The sequence below is a fragment of the Mesorhizobium sp. C268A genome (assembly GCF_040324475.1).
In the GTDB taxonomy this organism is placed as follows: domain Bacteria; phylum Pseudomonadota; class Alphaproteobacteria; order Rhizobiales; family Rhizobiaceae; genus Mesorhizobium.
On record NZ_JAMYVX010000001.1, the window covers coordinates 5,455,725 to 5,480,799 of the forward strand.

The window sequence follows — 25,075 nt, forward strand, 5'->3', positions numbered from 1 at the left end:
GCCGGGATGACCGTAGCGCTCGCAGCCACCTTCGCACCAGCCGTCCGGCTCGACCATGCCGGCCGCCACGACCAACCCATCATCGATGCCCGCAACATCGAGGTCGCCTTCAAGGTCGAGCACGGCGTCGTCGACGCGGTGAAGGATGTCTCGTTCCAGCTCTATCGCGGGGAGACGATCGCCATCGTCGGCGAGTCCGGTTCCGGCAAGTCGGTGACGGCGCGCGCCGTCATGGGGCTCTTGTCAAAGCGGGCCACCGTGTCGCCGAAATCCACCATCGACTATTGCGGGCAGGACATACTGAAATTCCCCGAGAGCGCCCGGCGCAAGTTGCGCGGCAATCGCATCTCGATGATCTTCCAGGAGCCGATGAGCTCGCTCAACCCGATCTATACGGTCGGCAGTCAGATCGTCGAGGCGATCAGAGTGCATCGAAAGGTCAGCCGCAAGCAAGCCTGGGCGCGGGCGCTCGAGCTTTTGCGGCATGTCCAGATCCCCGAGCCGGAAGCGCGCATCAAGCAGTATCCGCACCAGATGTCGGGCGGGCAGCGCCAGCGCGTGATGATCGCCATGGCGCTCGCCAACGACCCCGATGTGCTGATCGCCGACGAGCCAACGACAGCGCTCGACGTCACGGTGCAAGCACAGATCCTCAATTTGATCCGCAATCTGCAAAAAGAACTCAGGATGGCGGTCATCCTGATCACCCACGACCTCACCGTGGTGCGAAAATTCTCCGACTATGTCTATGTCATGCAGCATGGCGAGATGTGCGAGCACAACGTCACCGAGCGGCTGTTCGCCGACCCGCAGCATGCCTATACCAAGCGGCTGCTCGCTTCAGAGCCGCACGGCAAGCCGCAGCCGCTGCCGGAAAACAGCGGCACCATCCTCGAGGCCCGCGATATGCGCGTCTGCTTCATGCTACGCCATGGCAGCTTCCTGAAGCCGGACTGGCGCGAGCTGGTCGCCGTCGACGATCTCGGCCTGAAGCTTTGCCGCCACGAGACACTGGGGCTGGTCGGCGAATCCGGCTCCGGCAAGACCACCTTCGGTCTCGCCTTGCTCAGGCTCACCGAGGCCAAGCGCGGCGAGGTCAGCTTCGACGGCCAGCCGATCCACGGCCTGTCGCGCGCCGGGATGCGGCCGCTGCGCTCGCGCATGCAGGTCGTTTTTCAGGATCCGTTCTCGTCGCTCAACCCGCGTATGACGATCGGCCAGATCATCGAGGAAGGGCTGGTCGTCAACAGGATCGGCACGACACGGCGCGAGCGGGTCGGTCGGGTTCGCGACGCCCTGGTCAGCGCCGGCATGCCCGGCGATATCCTGTCGCGGTTCCCGCACGAATTTTCCGGCGGCCAGCGGCAGCGCATCGCCATTGCCCGAGCCATCGCGCTGGAGCCCGAATTCATTCTGCTCGATGAACCGACATCGGCGCTCGACCTTTCGGTGCAGGCGCAGATCATCGACTTGTTGCGCAAGCTGCAGGACGAACGCGGCCTTAGCTATCTCTTCATTTCGCACGACCTCAAGGTGGTGCGCGCGCTCTGCCATCGCGTCATCGTCATGCAGAACGGCAAGATCGTCGAACAGGGACCCGTCGACGAGGTCCTCACCCATCCCAAGACCGCCTACACCGAACGGCTCGTCAGGGCCGCCTTCGACGTGGCGTAGCAAAGTGCCGGAGGTTTAATAGTGGCAAGACATCCCAGGATCACCTTCATTGGCGCGGGTTCGACCGTCTTCATGAAGAACATTGTCGGCGACGTGCTGCAGCGGCCATCGCTGTCAGGCGCGACGATCGCGCTGATGGACATCAATCCGCAGCGGCTGGAAGAGAGCGCCATCGTCGTCAACAAGCTGATCGCGACGCTGGGCGTGAAGGCGAAGGCCGAGACCTATTCCGACCAACGCAAGGCGCTCGCCGGTGCCGACTTCGTCGTCGTCGCCTTCCAGATCGGCGGTTACGAGCCCTGCACCGTCACCGATTTCGAGGTGCCGAAGAAATACGGCCTGCGCCAGACCATTGCCGACACGCTCGGCGTCGGCGGCATCATGCGCGGCCTCCGGACCGTGCCGCATCTGTGGAAGATCTGCGAGGACATGCTGGCCGTCTGCCCAAACGCGATCATGCTGCAATACGTCAACCCGATGGCGATCAACACCTGGGCGATTTCAGAGAAATTTCCTGACATCAAACAGGTCGGCCTCTGCCATTCGGTGCAGGGCACGGCGATGGAACTGGCGCACGATCTCGACATTCCCTACGACGAGATACGCTACCGCTCGGCCGGCATCAACCACATGGCCTTCTACCTGAAGTTCGAGCACCGGCAGCCGGATGGCTCTTACCGCAATCTCTATCCGGACCTCGTCGGCGCCTATCGCGAGGGCAGGGCGCCGAAGCCGGGCTGGAACCCGCGCTGCCCCAACAAGGTGCGCTACGAGATGCTGACGCGTCTCGGCTATTTCGTCACCGAAAGCTCCGAGCATTTCGCCGAATACACGCCCTATTTCATCAAGGAAGGCCGGCCCGACCTGATCGAGAAATTCGGCATTCCGCTCGACGAATATCCCAAGCGCTGCATCGAGCAGATCGAGCGCTGGAAGGGCCAGGCCGAGGCCTATCGCTCGGCCGACCGCATCGAGGTCGAGCAATCGAAGGAATACGCCTCCTCGATCATGAACTCGGTGTGGACCGGCGAGCCTTCGGTGATCTACGGCAATGTCCGCAACAATGGCTGCATCACCTCGCTGCCGGACAATTGCGCCGCCGAGGTGCCGTGCCTGGTCGACGGCTCCGGCATCCAGCCGACCTATATTGGCGAGCTGCCGCCGCAACTCACCGCGTTGATACGCACCAACATCAATGTGCAGGAATTGACGGTGCAGGCGCTGATGACCGAAAACCGCGAGCACATCTACCACGCGGCGATGATGGATCCGCATACGGCCGCCGAACTCGATCTCGACCAGATCTGGGCGCTGGTCGATGAGTTGCTGGCGACACATCGCGACTGGCTGCCGGCCTGGGCGCGTGGGAGCGCCAAGGTCCGGGCCGCCTGAGCGCTGCTGCGGCGGTATCTACTCCACCGTCAGGCCTCCGGTGGCGCCGGCAACCGATGGCGCAGTTCCTCGACCAGCACGCGCTCGTTCTCCGAATAGTCGATCGGAACGACGACGAGATGGACGCCACCGCCGGCAAAGGCCTGTTCAAGCGTCGATTGTATTTCTGAGACGGCGCCGACCCTGGTTCCCTTGGCGCCATAGGCCTCGGCATAGCGGACGAAATCGGGATTGCCGAAGGTCATGCCGAAATCGGGGAACTGGTCGACCGCCTGCTTCCAGCGGATCATGCCGAAAGCATTGTCCTCGATGATCAGCACGACGAGGTTAAGTTTCAGCCTGACGGCGGTTTCCAGCTCCTGGCTGTTCATCATGAAGCCGCCGTCGCCGCAGATCGCCATGACGCGGCGGCCGGGATAGAGCATCGCGGCCGTCATCGCCGACGGCAGGCCGGCGCCCATCGTGGCCAGGGCGTTGTCGAGCAGCAAAGTGTTGGCGACGCGCGTGCGGTAATTGCGCGAGAACCAGATCTTGTACATGCCGTTGTCGAGCGCCAGGATGCCATCGGCCGGCATCACCGCGCGCACATCGTGCACCAAGCGCTGCGGCGTGAAACGGTCTTCGGTGGCGCGGGTGGCAATGCGGCTCAAAATCCCTTCGCGCAATGGCAGCAACGCTTGCGCGTTGGGGATCTTGCCCTCGATCCGGTCGGCAAGCAGCCTGAGCGAAGCGCCGATGTCGCCGACCACTTCGGTCTGCGGGAAATAGACCTGCTCGACATTGGCCGGCTGGTAACCGACATGGATCACCTTCGGTCCCTTGTCGCCCATAATGAAGGGCGGCTTCTCGATCGTGTCGTGGCCGATAGTGATGATGAGGTCGGCCTGTTCTATCGCCTCATGCACATAGTCGCGCTCGGAGAGAGCGGCGGTGCCCATGTAGAGTTCGGTGCCGCCGGGCACGGTGCCCTTGCCCATCTGGGTGGTGAAATAGGGGATGCCGGTTCTGATCACGAACTGGGCGAGGTCGGAGGTCGAGCGCGGCCGCGATGCGGCGGCGCCCAGCATCGCCAGCGGACGTTGCGCCTTGATGATCATCTCAGCGGCACGGTCGAGCGCCAGCGGGCTGGCCAGCGGAAGCTCGACCGGATGCGGCGGGATCAGCGCGACATCGTCGCACTCCTCGGCCGCGATGTCTTCGGGCAGTTCCAGATGCACCGGCCCCGGACGCTCCTCCTCGGCAATCCGAAACGCTTCGCGCACCACGGCGGGAATGGTCTTCGCCGAGATGATCTGACGTGACAGCTTGGTCAACGGCTTCATCGCGGCGACGATGTCGACGATCTGGAAGCGAGCCTGGCGCGACGAGCGGATGCCCTTCTGCCCGGTGATCATGATCATCGGCATGGCGCCGAGCAGCGCATAGGCGGCCCCCGTCGTCAGGTTCAGGGCGCCGGGTCCCAGCGTGGTGATGCACACACCTGGCTTGCCGGTGAGCCTGCCATGGGTGGCGGCCATAAAGGCGGCTGCCTGCTCATGGCGGGTCAAAATCAGCTGGATCGACGATTTGCGGATGGATTCGACGACGTCCAGGTTTTCTTCGCCGGGAATGCCGAAGATGCGATCGACGCCCTCATTCTCGAGGGCGGCAACAAGCACGTCAGAACCTTTGGGCACGAAGCATCTCCTGGGGCAAAGCGGCGGCGAACCGCGGCGGGATATGATCAGACATAGTGCTGGAAAAGCCCTAGCGCGAGGCGCGGCCGCCGCCAATATCGCTCTGCCTTACAGATCCTTCCGTTTCCTGAATTGGCCGGGCGAGACGCCGGCGTGGCGCCTGAAGGCGGTGGAGAAGGCGGCTTCCGAGCTGTAGCCGACCGCCTCGGCGACTTGGCCCAGGCTCTTGCCCTCGTGCAGCAGCCGGCTGGCTTGCCGCATGCGGCAGCCGAAGAGATAGGCCATGGGCGCTTCGCCGACGAGATCGCGAAAGCGGGCGGCAAAGGTTGCCCTGGAGAGCCCGACCGCGCGTGCCAGGGTCTCGATCGTCCAGTCGTGGCCATAGGCTTCATGCAGGGTCGCGAGCGCTCTGGCGATCGCGGGGTCCTGCAATCCCCTCAGCCAACCTGGATTGTCCATGCTTTCCAGACCGGAGCGCAAGGCGCGCGTGACGATGGCCCCAGACAGGCGAGCCATTACTACGTCGCTGCCGGGACCTTCGTCGGTCGCTTCAACCAGCAAGGCCTCGACATAGCCACGCAGCCATTTGGGCAGACGGCCATTCGATCCCCGGATGTGAACGATGCGCGGCAGGCCGGCAAGTGCCGGATGGTCGGCGTCGCGAAAGGCGAAGGCGCCGCACAGGATGACGGTCTTTTCGCCTTCGCCGCCGCTGCGAATACGCCCGGCTGCGGTTTGGGTCGCCAGTTCGGCGGCGGGGACGTTCGCGCTTTTGAGCGCGCCAGGCGACCGCAGCACATGCGGATCGGCGCGCGGTGCAATGATCAGGTCGCCGGCATCGAGAGGCTCGACATCTTCCTCACCGAACACCGCCTCGCATCGCCCCTTGATGACGACGTGAATGCCGCGAAGTCCAGCCTGGCTGAACGAGATCGCCCAGGGCGCGGCCAGTTCGAGGCGCCGGTACCCGGCGGCTGCGAAGTGCAATTCGCGCATGAGGGTAGCCAGGAGATCCACGCTTCGCTCCAGAAACAGACGATCGATAAATCAATCTAGACGCTGTCGAATAGCGCGCCGGCCTTACTGGACCTAGCTATGCCCGACAGGCCGCTTGTCGGCGATAACGAAACTCAGGAGTTATTCATGCCGCCAATCGAGCTTTTTGTCGCGCAGCTTTGTCCCTATGCGCACCGTGTCAGGCTCGCCCTTGCCGAGAAAGGCCTGCAGGCGACGGAAATCGAAATCGATCTGCGCAACAAGCCGGCGTGGTTCCTGAAACTCACGCCGACGGGAAAGGTGCCGCTGCTGCGCCATCAGGGGCAATATGTCAGGGAGTCGGCGATCATCTGCGAATATCTCGATGATGCATTCCCCGAACGGCCGATTTTCCCCAGGGATGCTCATGCCCGCGCTGAGGCGCGCATCTGGATCAGCTTCGCCGACACGCAGCTTTACGCCAGGACGGCAACCATGATGCACAGTTCCGACGCTATGGTTCATGAGCGGATCAAGGCCCAGCTTGCCGACGCCCTGCGCTTTGTGGAACAGCATGCCTTTGCGAGGCGAGGGGCGGACGAACGGTTTTTGCTGGGCTCGGAATTCAGCGCCGCCGACGTCGCCTTCTATCCCTGGTTCGAACAGCTGTGCGTGCTTGAGAAATATCTGGGCTTTGCCATGCCGGCCGAATGCGAGCGCCTGCTACGCTGGCAGGAAATGGTTGCTGCCAGGGAGGCGGTGCGGACCTGCGCCAGGTCAACCGGCTTCTATCTGGAATCCTATGGCCGGCTTCTCGCGGCCTGAGACGAGCGGGCAAACGGAAAAAAATTCCTCACTATGGTGCTGCAAGGTCAGTCATTTGCTTCTTGCTGCAGGCGCAAGCCTGTAAACATGCGGTATGAAGCGGGCCTGCCCGCCGCGCAGGAGGTGCCAGAATATGCCCAATCCAACCGTCGTCGGGTTTTCCGGCAATTTCACCAGGCCGTCCAAGACGCGTGGTTTTGTCGACCAGGTCGTCAGGGATATTGCGCGCCAGCATGGCCGGTCGGCGAGCACCTATGACATCGAAGACCTCGGCCCGTCGCTCGGCGCTGCCAAATGGGCGCGCGATCTCGACGGCCAGGCCCGGGCAATCTTCGACAGCGTCGTCAATGCCGATGTGCTGGTGGTGGGGTCACCGACCTACAAGGGCAGTTACACCGGCCTGTTCAAGCACTTCTTCGATCTGTTCGATCCCGCCGCTTTGCGCGGCAAGCCGGTGGTGCTGCTTGCCACCGGCGGCAATGATCGCCACGCGTTGATCGTCGAGCACCAGTTGCGGCCGTTGTTCGGCTTCTTCGAGGCGCTGACGCTGCCGACAGGGGTCTATGCCACGGACAAGGACTTTTCCGACGGCGTGCTGCGGGCCGAACCCATCCTGAAGCGCGTCGAGCAGGTTGTCGGCGAGGTCGGGCTGGTGCTGGCCAATCGCTCGCCAGCCGGCGTTGCTGCCGGATAGAGCGAGGCGGGCAGGCCGCCTCCGGCTTTGCTCGGGAGTGAATAAAAAGGCCCGCCAGCGACGCGAATCGTGACGAGCCTCCTTGGAGTAGGCCAAGCCTCCCACAGCCCGATTGCCTTCAAAATCAATACCCCGCCGGCTAGGCCTGGTATCGATAGTAGGGTCTGGATCGAATGGGAGCGATCCGGGCTGAAAAACGCCAATACCGGTCAAAGGTTCCCGGTCATCCTGAGCGGCGATGACAAAGGGGTTTTGGCCAACTGCGAAATCCATCTCAGGCGGATTTCTCGCGACAACTAGTTCCTGTCCGCCGGCTTCGAACGCATCCTTGACACCGTCTCGCGCTCGGCGCGCTTGGAGCGCAGAGGCGGCAGGCCGCGGTCGATCAGGTCCATGTCTTCCAGAACCATGTCGCCCATGCGCTTGAAGGCGATGTCGAGCGCGCCGGCGCGGTGGGCGGAGCGCAGGAAGCCGGGGATCGCACGGACCGGATGGTCCTGCGCCAGCGGTTCTTCAGGGAAGACATCGCTGGCGGCGACGATGTGGCCGCTTTTCACCGCCGCCATCAGGGCAGGGAAGTCGACGACGCCGGCGCGGCTGAGCAGGATGAAGGCGGCGCCCTTGCGCATACTTGCAAAGGCCTCAGCGCCGAGGAAACCCTGGTTCTCCGAGGTCACCGAAGCGACGACGAAGACGAAATCGCTTGATGTCAGCACCTCGTCCAGCGAGGCCGGCTCGACGCCATTGTCGATCAGGATCGACGGCGGCAGCCAAGGGTCGAAGACCTTGGTGCGGGTGCGAAAACCCGACAGCAGTCGGTTGAGCGCACGGCCGAGATCGCCGAAGCCGATGATGCCGACATCGGCGCCGGACAGAAGCCGCGCCGTCAAATTGCCGTCACCGCCCCACAGCTCCTCGCCTTTGCGGAAGGCGAGGTCAGCATCGACGATGTTGCGGGCGAGGTTGAGCGCCATGGCGAGGCCAAGCTCGGCCACCGGCTCGGCGAAGACGAGGCCGGTGGTGACGACATGGATGCCGCGCGCAAACAGCGTCTCATAGGGCATGTTGTTGATGAGGTTGGTCTCGACATTGAAGACGCAACGCAGCGCCTGCATCCGGTCCAAGGTCTCGGGCGAGATCGGCGGCTGGCCGATAATAAAGCGGGCTTCGGCAAGCACGTCGGCGGGCAAGTTCGCCACGCCCTCGGCCGTCGTCTCGACGACGCGGTAATGCGCTTTGAGGCGCGCCAGCTGCGGTGAGGTGAAGATCAGGTCGAGCGTGCGTGGTTCCGGCGCGCTGATGACCAGCGGCAGGGCCTTGTTTGGCATAACGATTCCTCCCCGGCGCGATCCGTATCGCGTATTTTGCTTTGCACTTGTGGTAGTCCCCAAAACCGCTTGCCGCCGTCCGGCGGCATGTGCTTGAGGGGTAAAATACCCACGATTAAACGATTTACAACTCCGGGAGGGGCCGCCGATCGCGTGGCTCGAGCCTTGCCGGGTTTTGATGCGGGAATCCGTTGGCTCGCCAGGCAACGGCCCTGAGGGCTCCTTTCCTTCTCCCCTGTGAGAGAAGGTGGAGTCAAAACGGATAGTGCTGCCCCGGATCCTCGATGGTCAGCCAGCGCAGGTCGGTGAACTCGGCAATCGAGGCCTTGCCGCCGAAGCGGCCGTAGCCTGAACCCTTGACGCCGCCGAACGGCATTTGCGCCTCGTCGCCGACGGTCGGGCCGTTGATGTGGCAGATACCGGCTTCGATGCGCGCGGCAACCGCCATGGCACGGCGGATGTCGCGGCTGAACACGGCTGAAGACAGGCCGTATTCGGTATCGTTGGCGACACATACCGCTTCGTCCTCGCCCTTGACGCGGATCACCGGCTTGACCGGGCCGAAGGATTCTTCCGAATAGACGCGCATCGCTGGCGTCACGTGGTCGAGCAATGTCGCCTCGACCACGGTTCCGGTGCGCTTGCCGCCGGCCACGAGCCTGGCGCCCTTGGCGACGGCGTCGGCAACCAGTTCTTCCATCTTGTCGGCGGCTTGGTCGCTGATCAGCGAACCGAGCACGACATGGCCGCGCGGGTCACCGGCAGGCAGCTGCGCCGCGCGGGCGGCGAGCTTGGCGACGAACTCGTCGGCGACCTTTTCATCGACGACCAGGCGCTCGGTCGACATGCAGATCTGGCCCTGATGCATGTAGGCGCCGAAGGTCGCCGCATTGACCGCGGCGTCAATGTCGGCATCGTCGAGCACGACCAGCGGCGCCTTGCCGCCGAGTTCGAGCAGCGCCGGCTTCAAGTGACGGCCGGCGAGTTCGGCAATGATCCTGCCGACCTTGGTCGAGCCGGTGAAGTTGACACGCCTTACGGCCGGGTGCGCGACCAGTGTTTCGACGATTGCCGCTGCGTCCTTGGGGTCATTGGTGACGACATTGATGACGCCCTTGGGCAGGCCCGCCTCGACCAGCACCTGGCCGATCAGCCGGTGCGTGCCCGGGCACATTTCGGAGGCTTTCAGCACAACCGTGTTGCCGCAGGCGATCGGCATGGCGATGGCACGGGTACCGAGGATAACCGGTGCATTCCACGGCGCGATGCCGAGGCAGACGCCGGCCGGCTGGCGGATCGCCATGGCGAGCGTGCCGGGCTTGTCGGAGGGGATGACCTCGCCCGAAATCTGGGTCGTCATGGCGGCTGCCTCGCGCAGCATTTTGGCGGCGAGCATGACGTTGAAGCCGGCCCAGGGGCCGGTCGCGCCGGTTTCTTCCATCATCAACTTGGTGAATTCGCCGACCTTGGAGTCCATGACATCGGCCGCCTTGGACAGCAAAGCGCGGCGCTCGCCCGGACCGGTCTTCGACCACGTCTTGAAAGCGGCAGCAGCGGCTTGGACCGCGGCATTGGCGTCGGCGATGCTGGCTGCGGCAGCGCGGGTCGCCAGCTTGCCGGTGAACGGGTCCATGCGCTCGTAAGAGGCTGAGCCGGAGGCATCCCTTTTATCGCCGTCGATCAGAAGTCCGATGTCCATTGTTCTCTCCCTCGCTCGCCGTGGAGCGTCTTTTCTATATTGACCACGATCTTATCCGAACATCGGCTCCCACTTTTCGGGATGATGGTCTAGAAGCCGAGCACCTCGGCATTGATCGATGCTTCAAGCCCACCGTCAACCGGCACATTGGCGCCGTTAACCCAGCGTGCGCCGTCCGAGCACAGGAACAGCACGACAGGCGCGATGTCGCCCGATGTGCCGGCGCGGCCGCTACGGGCGATGTCGCTATCGACGCGGGCGTCGCCCAGCACATTGCGGAACTGTTTGAGGATCGGCGTCTCGACCGGGCCGGGGCTCACTGCATTGACGCGGATACCGCGGCTCCTGAACAGGTCCTGATGCGCGGCGCTCTGCGTCCACAAAAGCAGCAGCTCCTTGGAAACGGAATAGCCTTCCTCGTTCTTCACCTGATGGTCGGCGACCACCTCCGCCACATCGGGAAAGCCTTCGATGCCGACCATCGATGCCGCGCGGTTGAGATTGGCGCGCCAGCCATAGCCGGCGATCGAGGCGACGTTGACTACGGTGCCGCCTTCACGAAGTCTTGGTGCGAGGTCTTCCGAGAGCGCGCGCAGGCCGTAGAAGTTGACGGCCAGTGTCGACACCGCACCGGTGTTGCCGGGGAGGCCGGCGACATTGCAGAGCGCATCGATGCGCTGCGGCAGGCGCCCGAGGAGATCGTCGACGCCGGCCTTGGATGCGATGTCAGCCTTGACGAAACTGCCGGCCGATGCTGCCGGTTCACGCATATCGACGCCGATCACGTCAGCGCCCAGTTGGCCGGCAAGTTCGGCCGTGCGAGCGCCGATACCAGAGGCGACACCGGTGATGAGGATGGTCTTGCCGAACAGCATGGTCACGCCTTTTCACTATGCGTTGCGGCCTGTTGCGGCGAAGGCGTCGCGTCACTATCGCCGGCGTTTGCCGGCAGCCTGACCCGGTAGCCGACCGGTAGCAGGCGCAGGCCAAAGCGCTCCTCCAGCGTTCCCCACACGCCGCGCGGCAGGAACAGCGAGAACAGCACCGCCGTGGCGCCGAGGCCGATCAGATACCAGACGCCGGTGCCGCCGAACCAGGTCTCGATGACGAAGAACAGCAGCGCACCCAGAATGGCGCCCTCGAAGGTGCCGATGCCGCCGACCAGCACCATGAAGATCATGTAGGCGGTCCACTGGACGTTGAAGTAGGTTTTCGGCTGGAAGGTGATCGACGTGGCCAACCACAGCGCGCCGGCCATGCCGATGCCGAAGGCGGCGAGCACGAAGAGCAGCCGCTTGGTTCCGGTGACGCGCACGCCGACCGATGCCGCGGCCTCCTCATTGTCCCTGATGGCGCGGATGGCCGCACCCGTGCTGCCGCGCAGCAGGCTAAACAGGGTGGCGAGCAGCGCCGTCATCGCGGCCAGCGCCAGCCAGTAGATCGTCGCCCGCCTGGAACCGGCGTCATAGACGTTGAGCGAGATCAGCGACGTCCCGGTCTCGCCTTGCACCAGCCGGTCGAGATTGACCAGGAGATGGGTGAGCGCCGCGATCACCCACATGCCGATGGCGAACTCGCCGTTCCTGAGCCGCAGCATGAACAGCGACATCGGCCAGGAGATCGCGCCGACAATGATCGCGGAGACGAACAGCGAAGCGAACGGGTTGAGGCCGGCATCGGCCAGGCGGATGGTGAAATAGGCGCCGAGGCCGAAGAACACTTGCTGTCCCACCGAAACCAGCCCGCCGAAGCCGGCCAACGCGTTCCACATCGCCGCCAGGATCACATAGATGAACAAGGCCGTCATGCGGTCGACCGCGCCGGCCGACAGGAAGTGCGGCGCAACGGCGAGCAGCGCGATGATGACGACGACCGCGATCGCCGAGATACGCGAAGCAGCTGTGCCGCGCTCGATCACGGGGGAGGCCGAAACCGCGCTCATATCGTCTTCCTCGCGGGCAGGCGCACCAGGCCCCACAGGCCAAGGCCGGACGTGGAGAGCCGGATGAACAACACGATCAGGAAGGCGACATGGCCGCCGATGAGGAAGCCTTGCGGATGCACCTGCGCGCCGAGCGTCTGGGCGAGCGCCAGCACGATGCCGCCGACAAGCGTGCCCCACAGCGAACCGGCGCCGCCGATCACCGCCGCCTCGAAAGCGAACAGCAATTGAGGTGCGCCGGTATAGGGATCGAAGGTGGCGCGCATGCCGAGGAAGGCACCGGCAAGACCGACCGTGACCATGGCGATGGCGGCCGCGAGGGCGTTGGCGCGGCGCGCATCGACGCCGACGAGACCGGCCGTGTCGGGATCTTCCGACGTGGCGCGGATCGAGCGGCCAAGCCTGGTGTTGGTAAGGAACAGCTGCAGTCCGCCAAGCAATATGACGGCGGCGGCGAACATGATCACGGCAAGCTTGCCGACATAGATGCTGCCCGGCCATTCCCAGGAATCGTAGGAGAGGCTGCCGATATAGGGCGCCAGCGAACGTGTGTCGGCGCCGAACTGCTCGAACAGCGCATTGTCGATGACGATGGCGAGGCCGAACGTGGTCAGGATCGGCAGCAGCGCGCCTCCACGGGCGCTGCGCTCGAGTAGGAAGCGCTGCAGCGCCCAGCCGATGGCCGCCATCAGCGGCAGCACGATGAGCAGGCCGACGAAGGGCGAGATATGGAATTGCGAGGCGAGCCACCACAGCGCGTAGGCGGAAAACACGGCCAGGCTGCCATGCGCGAGGTTGATTATGCGCATCACCGAAAACATGAAGGAGAGGCCGCAGGCGATAAGCGCGTAGTAGCCGCCGAGCAGGATGCCCTGGACGATCTGGTTGCTCATGCCGGCACACTCCCGGCGCTTTTTCTGTGCAGACCGAAATAGGCTTTCGTCACTTCATCGCGGGACATGCCCTTGCTCGGGCCTTCCAGCGCGACGCGTCCTTCGAGCATGCAGATGACCTTGTCCGAGACCGAGAGCGCGCGATTGAGGTCCTGTTCGACCAGGATGATCGTCGTGCCGGAGCTGATCAGGCCTTGCCGCGAAGCGTATACGCGATCGACCACCAGCGGCGACAGGCCGAGCGAGACCTCGTCGAGCAGCAGCAGTTCGGGATTGCTCATCAAAGCGCGGCCGATGGCGGTGGCCTGCTGCTCGCCACCGGAGAGATGCCCGGTCTTGGCATGGCGGCGCGGCTTCAGATTGGGGAACGTGTCGAGCACTCGTTCCACGCTCCAGTCGCCGGGACGGCCGGCGGTCTTGCCAAGCAGGAGGTTCTCCTCGACCGTCATTTGCACGAACAGTTTTCGCCCTTCCGGCACCAGCGCGACGCCCATGCCGACGCGCTTGTGCGAGGGAACGCCGGTGATATCGGCGCCATTCAGCAGCACGCGGCCGGCCGTCGGCTCATGGGCGCCGGCGATCGCCCGCAGCAGCGTCGTCTTGCCGGCGCCGTTGGCGCCGACCAGCGCCAGCGTTTCGCCGCGCTCGATCGTAAAGCTCACACCGCGCACCGCCTGCAACAGGCCATGGCGGACGACCAGATTCTCGATTGCGAGCAGGCTCATTTCGGGCCTCCGCCGAGATAGGCGCGCACGACTTCCGGGTCGGCCATCACCGCTTGCGGCTCGCCATCGGCGATGATCTTGCCGGCGTCCATACAGATCAGCCGCTCTGCCACCTGCAGCAGGATGTGGACGATGTGCTCGATCCAGACGATGCCGATCTTGCGGCGGCGCAATTCCTTGATGGTATCGACAAGTTCGCTCGCCTCGCCATCGGTCAGTCCGCCGCCGATCTCGTCGAGCAGAAGCAGCGTAGGCCTTGCCGCGAGCGCGCGGGCAAGTTCCAGCCGCTTGCGGTCGAGCAGGCCGAGCGTTTCGGCGCGCCGGTTGGCCACGCCCATCATGCCGCACAGTTTCAGCGACTCCAGCGCCTCTTCATAGGCCTCGTCGCGGGCGAGACCGGCGCCATGCGACGCGGCAACAAAAACGTTCTCGAACGTGGTCATGCCGCTGAACGGCTTGGGCACCTGGTGCGTGCGCACCAAGCCGAGACGACAGCGCGCTGTAGCCGGCATCGCGGTCACATCGCCACCCTTGAAGGCGACCGTGCCGGCGCTCGGCGGGAAGGCGCCTGACAAGATGCTGAGCAGCGTCGTCTTGCCGGCGCCGTTCGGGCCGACGATGCCGACGGCCTCATCGGCATTCATGGCGAAGTCGACATCGTCGAGCACCACCAGCGCGCCGAAGCGTTTCTGGATGCCGGCAGCGCGGAGGATCGCGGCGTTTGCTGAACCGTTCACGATGCGATCCCCGTAACCGACCGTCAGCTGTTATACGGCTGGAGCTTGGCCTCGACCGGAACCTTCGGGTCGGTGGCGTTCTCGGTCACGACGTAGTCGAGCGGGAATTTGCCGCCTTCCTTGGCCGCCACCCATTGGGTGCCGATGATCGGGCCGGGAGAGACATTGGCGACCGGGCCGCTGGTGAAGTCGACCTTGCCGATCATGGTCTCGGTGTTGAGCGTGCTCAGCGCCTTGGCGACGGCCGCCTTGTCCTTGGCGTCGGTGCTTGCCTTCAGCGCCTCGAAGCCGGCGTCGAGCAGCGACATCGAGGCGCCGAGCTGCTGCGTCCACTGCTTGCCGCTGGCGGCCTCATAACCGTCGGCCAGTTCGATTCCCGAAACGCCGGTCAGCGGCGACTTGTAGGGAAAGGCCTTGTGCCAGTAAGCGGCGCTCGAAATCTTGTTGCCGAGATCGCCCAGCGCCTCGATGTCGGACGGGAACAATCCGGTCTTGGCGACCTGGCAGATCTTGATCTGCTTGATCAGGCCTTGCTGTGCAGCCTGACGCCAGAAGGCGGCGAAGTCCGGCGGGATCGGGAAGGAGTTGAAGATCTCGACGCCTTCCTGCTTGAACAGCGCGATCTGCGAGGAATAGTCGGTGGTGCCGGTCTCGTAGGCGCCGGGATCGACGATGGTGAAACCCTGCTTTGCCAGCAACGGCGCCAGATGGGTGCGGATGGCATTGCCGTCTGCGTCGTTGGGATACATGACGCCGACCTTCTTGTTGGTCTCGATCAGGTTCCATTGCGAGATGTAGGTCCGGAAGAACTCGTCGACGCCGAAGCCGAAATGATAGGTCCATTTGAACGGCGAGGGTTCGCCGGGCTTGGCGCCGCGGCCGAAATACCAGGCCTCCCACGGCATGACGGTGGAGAGGCAAGGCACGCCGGCGGCTTCGCAGGCGTCGGCGACCGGGTTGATCACCTCCGGCGTCGACACCGCCAGCATCAGGTCGACGGCCTGGTTGTTGATGAGGTCCTTGGCGAGCTGGCCGGCGCGCGACGGGTCGGATTGCGTGTCCTGGTCGATGATCTCGACACTGTATTTCTTGCCGCCGATGTCGAGGCCGTTGGCGAGCGCCTTGCGGGCGAGATCGAGCACATAGCCGTCGGTCTGGCCGAAGCCGGCGAGCGGCCCGGTGCGCGGGCTGACAAAGCCGACCTTCAGCGTGTCGGCGGCCTGCGCGAATGCCTGGCCGCGGCTGAGCGCAAGTGCCGCGCCGCCGGCGAGCGATGTGGCGATGAACTGGCGCCGCGAGACGCCGGATTTGCTTGAGGTCATGCTGGTATTCCTCCCTTTCCTGACGGCACCTGGAGGTCACCGCCGGCCTGCTCAAAATCGATGCCGCCCGTTCTTAAGATCGGAGATCGCCCCGGCAGGCCTTGAGGCGGCAGCGGAACGCCGCCAATGCCGATAACGGCACGATTTCGATCCTCCCATCGTCACAGTGCCCTAGGTGTTTGGTTTGGTAAAATGATATTTTGCGGTGTTTCGTTAACCAACAGGTTATGGAAATACGGCTGAAGGCCCGCTCTGCGCCAGATTGGCGAAAGGTGCTCAGGCGTTCTGGCTGGCCGCCTCGCGAATGGTCTGCAGCAGGATGGTGAAGGCCGGCGAAGGCGCAGTGTCGGTCCGCATCGTCAGGCCGACCGGCCCTTTGGTTTCCTCGGTGTTGACGGGCAAGGCGACGAAGGCGCCGCTGGAGAGTTCGTTGGCGACGACGCCTGTCGATATGATCCAGACCGCGTTGCTTTGGCGCAGGAAGGCACGGCCGAAGGAATCCGAGACGGTCTCGATCTCGGTCGCAGGCGCCGTCATGCCGTTGGTGATGAACAGGCGGTCGACGAACGGGCGGATGACCGATTCCCGCGTCGGCATCAGCACCGGAAATTCATCGAGCCGGGCGAAGATGTCCTGGCCCGGCTGCAGCAGCGGATGGCCGGCCCTCACCACGAACAGCACCGGTTCGGAATAGAGATGCTCGAAGAAGAAGCCGGTCATGTTTTCCGGCGCCGCAAGCCGGCCGACGACGAGATCGAGCGCACCGACGCGCAACTGTTCCAGCAGGACCGCGTTCTCGCCGGTGACGATCTTGATCGCAGCACCGGTATTTTCACTCAGGAACAGGCTTATGGCGCGTGGCATCACCTTGGCCGACACTGTCGGGAGCGCCCCGATGCGGATCGGATGCCGGTTGATGGCGCCGTCCTGGCGGACGGAATCGACGCCGCGCTTCAGTGCCGTGATCGCCGTGCCGGCATGGCCGAGAAAGATTTCGCCAAGCCGCGTCACCCTGATGCCGCGGCCGTCGCGTTCGACGACAGCGATGCCAAGCGCCTCCTCCAGTTCGCGCAGCGTCTTGGTCACGGCCGGTGTGCTGACATGGAGAAAGTCGGCCGCCCTCGCGACGCTGCCTTGCCGCGCTACCTCAAGGAATGCCTGCAGGTGACGGAACCTTATGCGGCTTTCGGACATGTTCTCATAACCTAGCAGTTAACGAAACGGCGTAAAATATCATTTTACCAAACCAAATGCCTTGTGCAATGTGAACACGGAGGATCGAAATCGTGCCATTCGTCAACATTGGCGGCATCACGCTGCACCATCGCCACATCAAGGCGAAGGGAAATGCGCGGCCGATCGTGTTCATCAATTCGCTGGGCACCGACTTCCGCATCTGGGACGAGGTGTTGTCCGAACTGGGTGGTGAAATGCCTGCGTTGGTCTACGACAAGCGCGGCCATGGCCTGTCCGACATTGGTGGCGTCAGCTCGATCGACGAGCATGTCGATGATCTGTCGGGCCTGATCGATCATTTCGAACTGAACAATGCGGTGCTGTGCGGCCTGTCGGTGGGCGGCCTGATTGCGCAAGGGTTTTATGCCCGGCGCCCCGAAATCGTCGACGGCCTCATCCTGTGCGACACCGCCCACAAGATCGGCACTGCCGACAGCTGGAACACCCGCATCGAAACGGTCGAAAGCAAAGGCATCCAGGCCATCGCCGATGCCGTGCTCAAAATGTGGTTTACGCCTGCCTTCCACGCGGACCGTGTCGCCGAGCTCGACGGCTACTGGAACATGATGACCCGGCAAGCCGTTGCCGGCTATATCGGCACCTGCGCCGCGGTGCGCGATGCCGATTTCACCGAGGCCGCGCAGGGGATCGCGGTACCCACGCTTTGCGTCGTTGGCGACCAGGACGGCTCGACGCCGCCGGATCTCGTCCGCTGGCTGGCCGATCTGATCCCAGGCGCACATTTCGAAATCATTCGTGACGCCGCGCACATCCCTTGCGTCGAACAGCCCAAGGCGCTGACCACCCTGATCCGCGATTTCGTCGCGGCGCTTCCCCTGAGAAAGCAGACCCATGGATGAACTGCCCAAAAACGAAACCAGATACCAGACCGGGCTGACCGTCAGGCGCTCGGTGCTCGGCGACCCGCATGTTGATCGCAGCGAGGATGCCGTCACCGATTTCGACCGGCCGTTCCAGGAGCTGATCACCGAGGCAGCCTGGGGCACTGTGTGGACGCGTCCGGGCTTCAGCAGGCGCGAACGCTCGATCGTGACGCTGGCACTGCTGGCCGCCCTTGGCCATGATGAAGAGGTCGCCATGCATGTGCGCGCCACCGCCAACACCGGTGCGACGCGCGACGATATCTGCGAAGCGTTCCTGCATGTCGCGATCTATGCCGGCGTGCCGGCCGCCAACCGCGCCTTCAGGATCGCCAAGGAGGTGTTTTCGGAAATGGACGGAAGCAGGGCTGGCCATGCCAGCTGATGCCGGCTCGAACCGCAGGCCCGAGAGCGGCGCCTTCTTCCAGCGCGACCGCGGCTGGCATCCGCCGGCGCTGACGCCCGACTACAAGACGTCAGTGCTGCGCTCGCCGCACGGAGAGTTTCGGCAAGATCGTCAGCGCGGCGACACATGATTGCTCGACCACTGGCGGCAACTCCGGTACCGCCATGATCAACCTCGCCACCGGCGAGGTCGTGGCGCTGCATTTCGCCGGCCGCTATCTCGAGCGTAACTACGCCGTGCCGACCGGCGCGCTGGCCAAGGACCAGCGTGTCGTCGACCTCGGCCTCAATTTCGCCGGCGCCGCCAGCGGCGGCCCAAACGATTGGGGCGCATGGTGGAACAAGGCGGACAGCGGGTCGCCGGCCGAGGGCGTAAACCTGGTTGAAGTCGGCGGCGTCCAGCAGATCCCGGGCGTCGCCACCCAGACGCCTCCATCCGGAGGCGTCGTCGTTTCGCCGGGCGGCAGCGTCACCTTCGAAGTGCCGTTGCGCATCACCGTCTCGCTCGGCGCAACGCCTGCCCATGAAGCGGTCACGGAATCGGTCGAGCTCGAAGCGGCCAAGTCGACCCCTCCAGGCGGCGCATTCGTTCCCAAAACGGTCGCGGACTATGCCGGCTATAAGGGCTACGACGAGAAATTTCTCTCTGGCGGCACTAAACTCGCGCCGGTCGTTGTGCCGATGCCTGAGGCCACCGACCTCTCCGTGCTGGCGCCGCTCAAGGCCGGCGGCACGCAACTCGACTACCAGAATTTTTCGCTCAAGATGCACGCCAAGCGGCGGCTGGCGCTGTTCACCGCCTCCAACGTCACCGAGGAGAGCAATCTGCGCGAGCCGGAAAAGGGCCGCAACTATTCGCGCGGCGGCCTGTTCAGCGAGCGCTGGTTCCCGGATCTGCGGCTCGACGACAAGTATCAGATCCCCGACGTCTTCTACACCCAGGATCAGGGCGCCTTCGACAAGGGCCATATCGTCAGGCGCGATGACGTGGCCTGGGGCAGCACCTTCGAGTTGCTGCTCAGGGGCAATGTCTGTTCCTTCCATGTCACCAACTGCTCGCCCCAGGTCGAAGGCTACAACCGCTCCGACAGGGGCGAGAAGAACTGGGGCGATCTTGAGAACCACGTCCTGTCGGAGGCGGCGAGCGAACGGCTGTGTGTCTTCGCTGGCCCGGTGCTCGCCGATGACGACCGAACCTTTGCCGGCAAAGGCCCCAAGGGAACAAGTCTTCGCGCGCCGGTGCCGCGCCGTTTCTGGAAGGTGATCGTGGCGCGCGTCACAGACGGGCTCGCCAGCTATGGCTTCGTCCTCGAACAGGATCTGTCGGACACGGAGCTGGAGTTTGCCGTCTCCGACGAATTCATCGGCGCCATGTACCCGCTAACCGAAATCTCCGAAATGACCGGCATCACCTTCGACAAATCGATTGTCGACGCCGACCAGTACGAAACGGTTCGTGGCGGCGAAATTGCAATGCGGGCGGGATCACGCAAGCGGAAGAAGAAGGCTTAGGGTCGGAGGGAATCCCATGACCGAATGGACGCAATCCGAACTGAACAGTCTCAACCGCATCCTCGCCAACCTTTACCCGATGATCGGCGACGGCGTGCGTGTTGCCAAAGGTGTCGGTCTTTCGACGGCCCAGATCGCCTTTGACAACAAGGCGATCAACAACTGGTTTGCGATTGTCCAGCGCGCAAAGCAGGAGACCAGGGCCGACGACCTCGTCGCCTTTGCACTCGATGAGAATCCCGGCGACCAGGCACTGCTGCAGGCAAAGCAGCACGCCCCGCCGCCGCCGGTCGAAGGCCCCGCGACCGCCAATTGGAGCGGCGCGACGGCGCCGGCCCAGCTCGAAAAAATCCTTGGCGACAAGAGCACGCTGGTGCCGATCAGCTATCTCGAACTCGGCCTTGTCAGGGCAAGATCGGTGGTGCGCATCAAGCGTGCGGATGGCAGCTCCGGCACCGGCTTCATGACCACCGGCGGGATACTGATCACCAACAACCATGTCTTGCCTGACGACGCTTCATTGGCGGGCACGGTGGTCCAGTTCAACTATCAGCGCACCGTTGCCGGGCTCGACGCGCCGCTCGACCAGTTCGACATCGACACCGCCGTGCCTCTTCGTACCTCCAAGGACAATGATTGGTCCGCCGTCCGCATCAAGGGCGATGCCTCCAAATGGGGCGAGTTGGAATTGAAACCCATGACCGTCAAGGCCGGCGATCATGTCAACATCATCCAGCATCCCGGCGGTGCGCAGAAACAGATTTCGTTCGTCGCCAATGTCGTAGCCTTCGTCGGCGGCGGCCGCGTCCAGTATCTCACCGACACACTGCCGGGTTCGTCGGGCTCGCCGGTCTTCGATACCGACTGGAACCTGATTGCGCTGCATCACAGCGGAGGCTGGCTCACCGAGCCCAACGCGCCTACCAAAAGCACATATTATCGCAACGAAGGCATCGCGATCGACACCATCATCCAAGACCTCGCGGCAAAGCCTGTGTAGATGGTGAGCTATGCAGACCGATGGCGCAGCTCGATGCGCGGCGATTTTGGGACTACGGCATGTAAATTTTTTCGGATGTGACGGTTTATAACGCCACACACGAAACACCAGGGAGTTCAGAGATCAGCGCCTATTTCGACCTCAGGCTTCAACTGGCTGATCTCTACCCATTGCCTCCCGATTGGTTGCAGGTAACCAAGGACGCTGGGATCGTCGCTGGCGCCATCAACCTCCAGGGGGCGGCGCTTACAGTCTGGTTCAACATCCTTGACTATGCGTTGACCAATAAACTGTCGCAGGCGCTTATGACTGCCGTCGTGGCGCAAAATCCGCAGTGCGCGGCCCGGTTCAAGGCCTATCTGGACGAACTCGCCGCGGGCCAGAAACCGACGGCCGACTTGCCCGGCCTGACGACCGACGATCGGGTCAACACCGCGCTCGCAGGCTTCAACGCCGTCAACCAGCAGTCCAAGGACATTCAGGCCACGCTTGCCGCCGACAACGGCCTCACCAATGTCACCAGCCAGATCGATGTCCTCAAGACCTACAAGGACCTGCATGACCATCTGCAGAGTTTTCAATATGGCATCGGCAGCTTCCAGAACCTGCTGGTCGCCGCCCGCGACATGGGGGCCGACCTGGAGCAGGTCCGCGTCATGCGCAATTTCCTCAAAATATTGAAGCTCTTCTGTGTCTCTATCGGAGAGTCGGTCATGGAACTGCCGGCGGGGCCGGCGCTTCACGATATCGAGCAGGCCTGGCTCGACGACCTCAAGGCGGCTGCGATCAAGTTGCAGGCTGCCATCGATAACAAGTCTCCGGACGCCTACGACGCGCTGTTTGACGTGCGCACCGTGCTGCGCGTCGTGCCGTCGCGGCTCAACCAGCAGATTTTCGTCACGGCAAAGAACCTGCCCTTCGGACTTTTGGCCACCGGTCTAGATACGATAGCCGGCAAACTTCCTGCAGAAGAGCCGTCCGTGCCCTTGATCAAGGCCGCGCATGACGCGATCATGGTGCTGTCCTCGACCATCTATGCGCGCGTCGTCGAGCACAAGCTATGGCAGGACATCGACAACAAGCTGGCCAGCCTTACCGACATGATCGAGCCGATAGAAGGGGGCGCTGCGGCGGACAAGTCGCTGCCGTTCCAGTTTTCGCCGCTGTGGCGAAACCTGGAAGTGAAGGTCAAGGTTCTTGCCGACCTCGACCCCACTGGAGCGTGGCGGGCGACGCTCGTCGACTACTCCACCGACGTCAACGACCAGCTATCGCGCGAGACCGTCGATACCGCCTTCATCCTTGCCTTCGAAGCCTATCGGGACGAGGCCCAGCAACGCTTCGTCCAGGTCGATCTGGCGCTGAAAACGGAATGCGCCTCGATCGTCCGCGTCAGCACGCCTTTGCACAAGATCATTGAGGACCTGGGGCCATGAGCGATGAACTTGCGACAGGCACGGAGACCGAAACTCCGGCCGATTTTATTTCGCTGAGCGACATCCGGATCGCACATCTCGAGCTGATGCGCATCGCCAGCAGCAATGAAGCCGTCGACCCATCGATGAGCCGCAGCGACAAGGCCGGCGCCGAGACGACGGAAGCCAGCATCGACAACACGGCCCCCGATGCGCAGGCCATCCGCGACTTCCTGGCCAAGGCACGGCGCGCCGGCAGCACCATCGCGCGGGAATCCGACCGGCGCGCGGCGCAGCGCATACTCGATTATTGGTCCGCCGAACTGGTCACGCGGCCGGGCATCACCTCAGCCGACGTCAGCCCGGCGCGGCTCGCGTTTTTCGCAGGTGGCGGTGGGCTCGAAACAACAGAGCCAATTGCCGTCGCGGTTGACTCCGAATCGGCATCGCGTGAAATCAACGATTCAGGAACGGTCGCCATCGCCGTTCCTGAATCAATGGCCGTCGCGACCAAAGACGGTGCCGAATCCGGCGACGGCTTCGCATCGGACGACGAACTGAGTTCGGACGAGCTGACCGAGCGCTTTCGCATTCGCGTGGCCGCCCAGGCGCGGCAATGGAAGAACACCGGCTATCCCGGCTATCTCCTGCGCGGCGAAGCGCTGAAGGAGGCGGCGGAGCTGCCGCAGGGGCCGGACATCGCCGAGTTCGTCGAGGCGAGCGCCAAGGCGGAGACCGACAGCCAGAAGCAGCGCGATCGCAGCAAGAATATATTGATCGCGCTGTTTGCCATCCTGGCCGCGATCCTTGGGGCAACCACCTATTTCGCCTACGTCCAGAGAAATGACGCTGTTGACGCGCGCAAGGATGCCGAGACGACGGCCAGTGAGGTCGCAAAGCTCAATGGAAAGCTTTCCACCGCCCTTGAAAAGACGGAAGACGCACGCCAGCGAGCCGAGGCTGCACTTGCCGTTGCCGAGAAGAAGGCGGAAGACGCCGCCAAGACGCTGGCCGAGCAGCAAGCCACGCAGGCCACTTTGCGATCCGCGATCTTGCTTGTGGTCGAACAGCTCAAACTCGGCAGCGTGTCCCTGGACAAGTTGGCGCCCGATTTGCGACAGGGGGTGCTGGTCGAGGTGGCCGGGCAGGTCAAAAGCGGCGAGGTCGCGCTCGACCAATTGCCGGCGCCGCTGCGCGCCGCGCTTGAACCGCTGCTTGGCAAAGACATAGACAAACAGCCTAACGTTCTTTCGGGATACAAGGTCGATTTCATAGGGGCCACGATCGGCTTGCCCAGGATAACCGACGACCTGGCCAACGACGCCGTGGCGCCGCCGCTTGATTACATCAACTACTCGCTGGTCATGGGCCGAACTCATCGCATGGCCATCTATTCGGCCGTCAACCTGGATCGGTCGCAGAGGTTGCCGCTGCAATTCACCGCCAGCAGACTGAAACCCGACAGCCGATTGTCGGTCGACTACCAGCCTCGTCCCAACTGGTACTTTCGCGCGGACCGGCCCTGGCTGGCGGCGCGATTTGCAAGTGCCAGCGACATCGCCTGGGGTCCGGAGTTCGCCGGCGATCCGGCAACGGCGGCGCTCAAGCTGGCGCAGTATGCCTCTTTCCTGCCAAACACGATGCCGCAGCCGCGTACTTTCTACGGCAGCCGATGGGTGCCGCTCGAAAACTGGGTTCGCTCGCAGCACAATCCGCTCGCCAATCGGGTGACCATCTTCAGTGGTCCTGTCTTCCGGCCCGCGGACCAGCCGGTCGACGGCGTGCCGGTCCCTTATGCCTATTGGAAGCTCGCGGTGTCCTCGGTGTCGGCGGCCGTGAAGGGAGAGGTGAGGGAGCCGGAATTTGAGGTCGATGCGTTCTTCATTCCAGCCGACGCTACGGGGGCGTTCAACGTCGAGCAGTATCGGCTCCCGGTTGCCGAGCTTGAAAGGCTCACGAGCCTCAATTTCGACCCTCTCATCGAATGGACGGATTCACTGAAGAACCGCGGCCCCAATGGAACCGCGGCCGACGAACTGGCGGCTCGCGTCAAGCTGCTCGACGGCGCAAATGATGCACTGCGCGGTGACCTGATTGCCGTCCTCGAAGACGCAGACCTTCCGGTGGTCGAACGGCAGAAGATCGTCGCGGCTCTCGTCGAGATGGCCGGCCTGCAAAGCATAAGCGGGCTGACACCGGCGGGGCGCCGCAACGTGCTTGAGACCCTGCTTGGGGTACCGCCTGAATTGTGGGAACGCCCGGACTGGCTGGCTGTGTTTGCCGGCGCGCGCCGGGCGGTTGCCGATCTCGCCCTTTCGGCAGCCGACGGCCAGACTGTTATCGGTGAGCAGGATCGCAACGCACTCAACACGCTGAAGGACCGGCTGCGTATCCAGCAGAGCCCACAGACGGTTTACGTCCAGTTCGCCGGCATGGCGCGCGAGGACGCCGGGGCGCTTTCCGCAAAAATACGGGCCTTGGGCTGGGGCATTCCAAACCCTGGCGAAGAACGTGTCGCCGCTGCCGCCGGCAAGAACGAAGTTCGCTACAACCCCTACAACGACGCCGACCGTGGCGCCGCCGAACTGCTGGCCGCCGACCTCACGGTTGCCGCTGGCCGACTGGTGACAGCCCGTGCGGTGCCGATCATCAAGGCCAACACATTGGAGATATGGACCAGCATATAGAAACACTGAAGGCCCGAGCGGGGCGAAGACAAGGGCGCGTAAAAAAGCCGCGATGCG

The 25,075-nt window shown here is 63.6% G+C and carries 21 protein-coding genes and 1 pseudogene; 11 read left to right on the plus strand and 11 right to left on the minus strand.

Going from position 1 to position 25,075, the window contains the following annotated elements; genetic code table 11:
• Nucleotides 1–6: 6 nt before the first annotated feature.
• Nucleotides 7–1,674, plus strand: a complete 1,668-nt coding sequence (locus NKL06_RS26600; RefSeq protein WP_023691351.1) for an ABC transporter ATP-binding protein — start codon at nucleotides 7–9, stop codon at nucleotides 1,672–1,674.
• A 21-nt stretch (nucleotides 1,675–1,695) separates the two neighbouring features.
• Entirely contained in the window at nucleotides 1,696–3,066 is a 1,371-nt protein-coding gene (locus tag NKL06_RS26605; protein ID WP_352581156.1) for an alpha-glucosidase/alpha-galactosidase, read from the plus strand.
• A 29-nt stretch (nucleotides 3,067–3,095) separates the two neighbouring features.
• Here the strand turns inward: NKL06_RS26605 and NKL06_RS26610 are convergent, their stop codons facing one another.
• Both NKL06_RS26610 and NKL06_RS26615 read right to left on the minus strand, forming a co-directional pair.
• Complete coding sequence (locus tag NKL06_RS26610) at nucleotides 3,096–4,742, minus strand: acetolactate synthase large subunit (protein ID WP_023691349.1); 1,647 nt, start codon at nucleotides 4,740–4,742, stop codon at nucleotides 3,096–3,098.
• A gap of 108 nt (nucleotides 4,743–4,850) precedes the next feature.
• Entirely contained in the window at nucleotides 4,851–5,759 is a 909-nt protein-coding gene (locus tag NKL06_RS26615) for an AraC family transcriptional regulator (RefSeq protein ID WP_196813619.1), read from the minus strand.
• 126 nt (nucleotides 5,760–5,885) lie between these two features.
• On the opposite strand from NKL06_RS26615, the gene NKL06_RS26620 reads away from it, so the two are divergent.
• Nucleotides 5,886–6,542 carry a glutathione S-transferase family protein gene (locus NKL06_RS26620; RefSeq protein WP_023691347.1) on the plus strand — a complete coding sequence of 219 codons (657 nt, stop codon included), beginning with the start codon at nucleotides 5,886–5,888 and terminating at the stop codon, nucleotides 6,540–6,542.
• Nucleotides 6,543–6,675: 133 nt separating this feature from the next.
• Nucleotides 6,676–7,236, plus strand: coding sequence for an FMN reductase (gene msuE / locus NKL06_RS26625; protein ID WP_023691346.1), 561 nt, complete (start codon nucleotides 6,676–6,678; stop codon nucleotides 7,234–7,236).
• A gap of 296 nt (nucleotides 7,237–7,532) precedes the next feature.
• Here msuE and NKL06_RS26630 read toward each other — a convergent pair whose 3' ends face one another.
• The 9 genes from NKL06_RS26630 to pcaQ form a co-directional block, all read right to left on the minus strand.
• The gene (locus tag NKL06_RS26630; protein WP_023691345.1) at nucleotides 7,533–8,564 is read right to left on the minus strand and encodes a hydroxyacid dehydrogenase; all 1,032 of its coding nucleotides are present in this window, start codon (nucleotides 8,562–8,564) and stop codon (nucleotides 7,533–7,535) included.
• Between the two features lie 253 nt (nucleotides 8,565–8,817).
• On the minus strand, nucleotides 8,818–10,263 hold the full coding sequence (locus tag NKL06_RS26635) for an aldehyde dehydrogenase (RefSeq protein ID WP_023691344.1): 1,446 nt from the start codon (nucleotides 10,261–10,263) through the stop codon (nucleotides 8,818–8,820).
• Nucleotides 10,264–10,352: 89 nt separating this feature from the next.
• Nucleotides 10,353–11,138 carry a coniferyl-alcohol dehydrogenase gene (locus NKL06_RS26640; protein WP_023691343.1) on the minus strand — a complete coding sequence of 262 codons (786 nt, stop codon included), beginning with the start codon at nucleotides 11,136–11,138 and terminating at the stop codon, nucleotides 10,353–10,355.
• Between the two features lie 2 nt (nucleotides 11,139–11,140).
• Nucleotides 11,141–12,205 carry a branched-chain amino acid ABC transporter permease gene (locus NKL06_RS26645; protein ID WP_023691342.1) on the minus strand — a complete coding sequence of 355 codons (1,065 nt, stop codon included), beginning with the start codon at nucleotides 12,203–12,205 and terminating at the stop codon, nucleotides 11,141–11,143.
• A complete protein-coding gene (locus tag NKL06_RS26650) occupies nucleotides 12,202–13,098 on the minus strand; it encodes a branched-chain amino acid ABC transporter permease (RefSeq protein WP_023691341.1) in 897 nt (298 codons plus the stop codon). The genes NKL06_RS26645 and NKL06_RS26650 overlap by 4 nt, the downstream gene beginning before the upstream one ends.
• Nucleotides 13,095–13,823: an ABC transporter ATP-binding protein gene (locus NKL06_RS26655; RefSeq protein ID WP_023691340.1), complete on the minus strand. Its 729-nt coding sequence runs from the start codon at nucleotides 13,821–13,823 to the stop codon at nucleotides 13,095–13,097. Before NKL06_RS26655 ends, NKL06_RS26650 begins: the two co-directional genes overlap by 4 nt.
• Complete coding sequence (locus tag NKL06_RS26660; RefSeq protein ID WP_023691339.1) at nucleotides 13,820–14,560, minus strand: ABC transporter ATP-binding protein; 741 nt, start codon at nucleotides 14,558–14,560, stop codon at nucleotides 13,820–13,822. The genes NKL06_RS26655 and NKL06_RS26660 overlap by 4 nt, the downstream gene beginning before the upstream one ends.
• A 23-nt stretch (nucleotides 14,561–14,583) precedes the next feature.
• On the minus strand, nucleotides 14,584–15,882 hold the full coding sequence (locus NKL06_RS26665; RefSeq protein WP_023691338.1) for an ABC transporter substrate-binding protein: 1,299 nt from the start codon (nucleotides 15,880–15,882) through the stop codon (nucleotides 14,584–14,586).
• Between the two features lie 276 nt (nucleotides 15,883–16,158).
• Nucleotides 16,159–17,076 carry a pca operon transcription factor PcaQ gene (pcaQ, locus tag NKL06_RS26670; protein WP_023691337.1) on the minus strand — a complete coding sequence of 306 codons (918 nt, stop codon included), beginning with the start codon at nucleotides 17,074–17,076 and terminating at the stop codon, nucleotides 16,159–16,161.
• Nucleotides 17,077–17,168: 92 nt separating this feature from the next.
• Between pcaQ and pcaD the strand changes: the two genes are divergently transcribed.
• From pcaD to NKL06_RS26705, 7 genes and pseudogenes are all read left to right on the plus strand, one after another.
• Nucleotides 17,169–17,978 carry a 3-oxoadipate enol-lactonase gene (gene pcaD / locus NKL06_RS26675; protein WP_023691336.1) on the plus strand — a complete coding sequence of 270 codons (810 nt, stop codon included), beginning with the start codon at nucleotides 17,169–17,171 and terminating at the stop codon, nucleotides 17,976–17,978.
• On the plus strand, nucleotides 17,971–18,384 hold the full coding sequence (gene pcaC / locus NKL06_RS26680; protein WP_023691335.1) for a 4-carboxymuconolactone decarboxylase: 414 nt from the start codon (nucleotides 17,971–17,973) through the stop codon (nucleotides 18,382–18,384). The genes pcaD and pcaC overlap by 8 nt, the downstream gene beginning before the upstream one ends.
• A pseudogene (locus NKL06_RS26685) lies at nucleotides 18,374–18,493 on the plus strand (protocatechuate 3,4-dioxygenase subunit beta); the annotation flags it as partial. The gene pcaC and the pseudogene NKL06_RS26685, both read left to right, overlap by 11 nt.
• Nucleotides 18,494–18,569: 76 nt before the next feature.
• A complete protein-coding gene (locus NKL06_RS26690; RefSeq protein ID WP_023691333.1) occupies nucleotides 18,570–19,916 on the plus strand; it encodes a DNA/RNA non-specific endonuclease in 1,347 nt (448 codons plus the stop codon).
• Between the two features lie 16 nt (nucleotides 19,917–19,932).
• A complete protein-coding gene (locus tag NKL06_RS26695) occupies nucleotides 19,933–20,916 on the plus strand; it encodes a trypsin-like peptidase domain-containing protein (RefSeq protein WP_023691332.1) in 984 nt (327 codons plus the stop codon).
• 77 nt (nucleotides 20,917–20,993) lie between these two features.
• On the plus strand, nucleotides 20,994–22,352 hold the full coding sequence (locus NKL06_RS26700; protein ID WP_155927156.1) for a hypothetical protein: 1,359 nt from the start codon (nucleotides 20,994–20,996) through the stop codon (nucleotides 22,350–22,352).
• Complete coding sequence (locus NKL06_RS26705) at nucleotides 22,349–25,018, plus strand: DNA/RNA non-specific endonuclease (protein ID WP_023691330.1); 2,670 nt, start codon at nucleotides 22,349–22,351, stop codon at nucleotides 25,016–25,018. The genes NKL06_RS26700 and NKL06_RS26705 overlap by 4 nt, the downstream gene beginning before the upstream one ends.
• Nucleotides 25,019–25,075 lie beyond the last annotated feature (57 nt).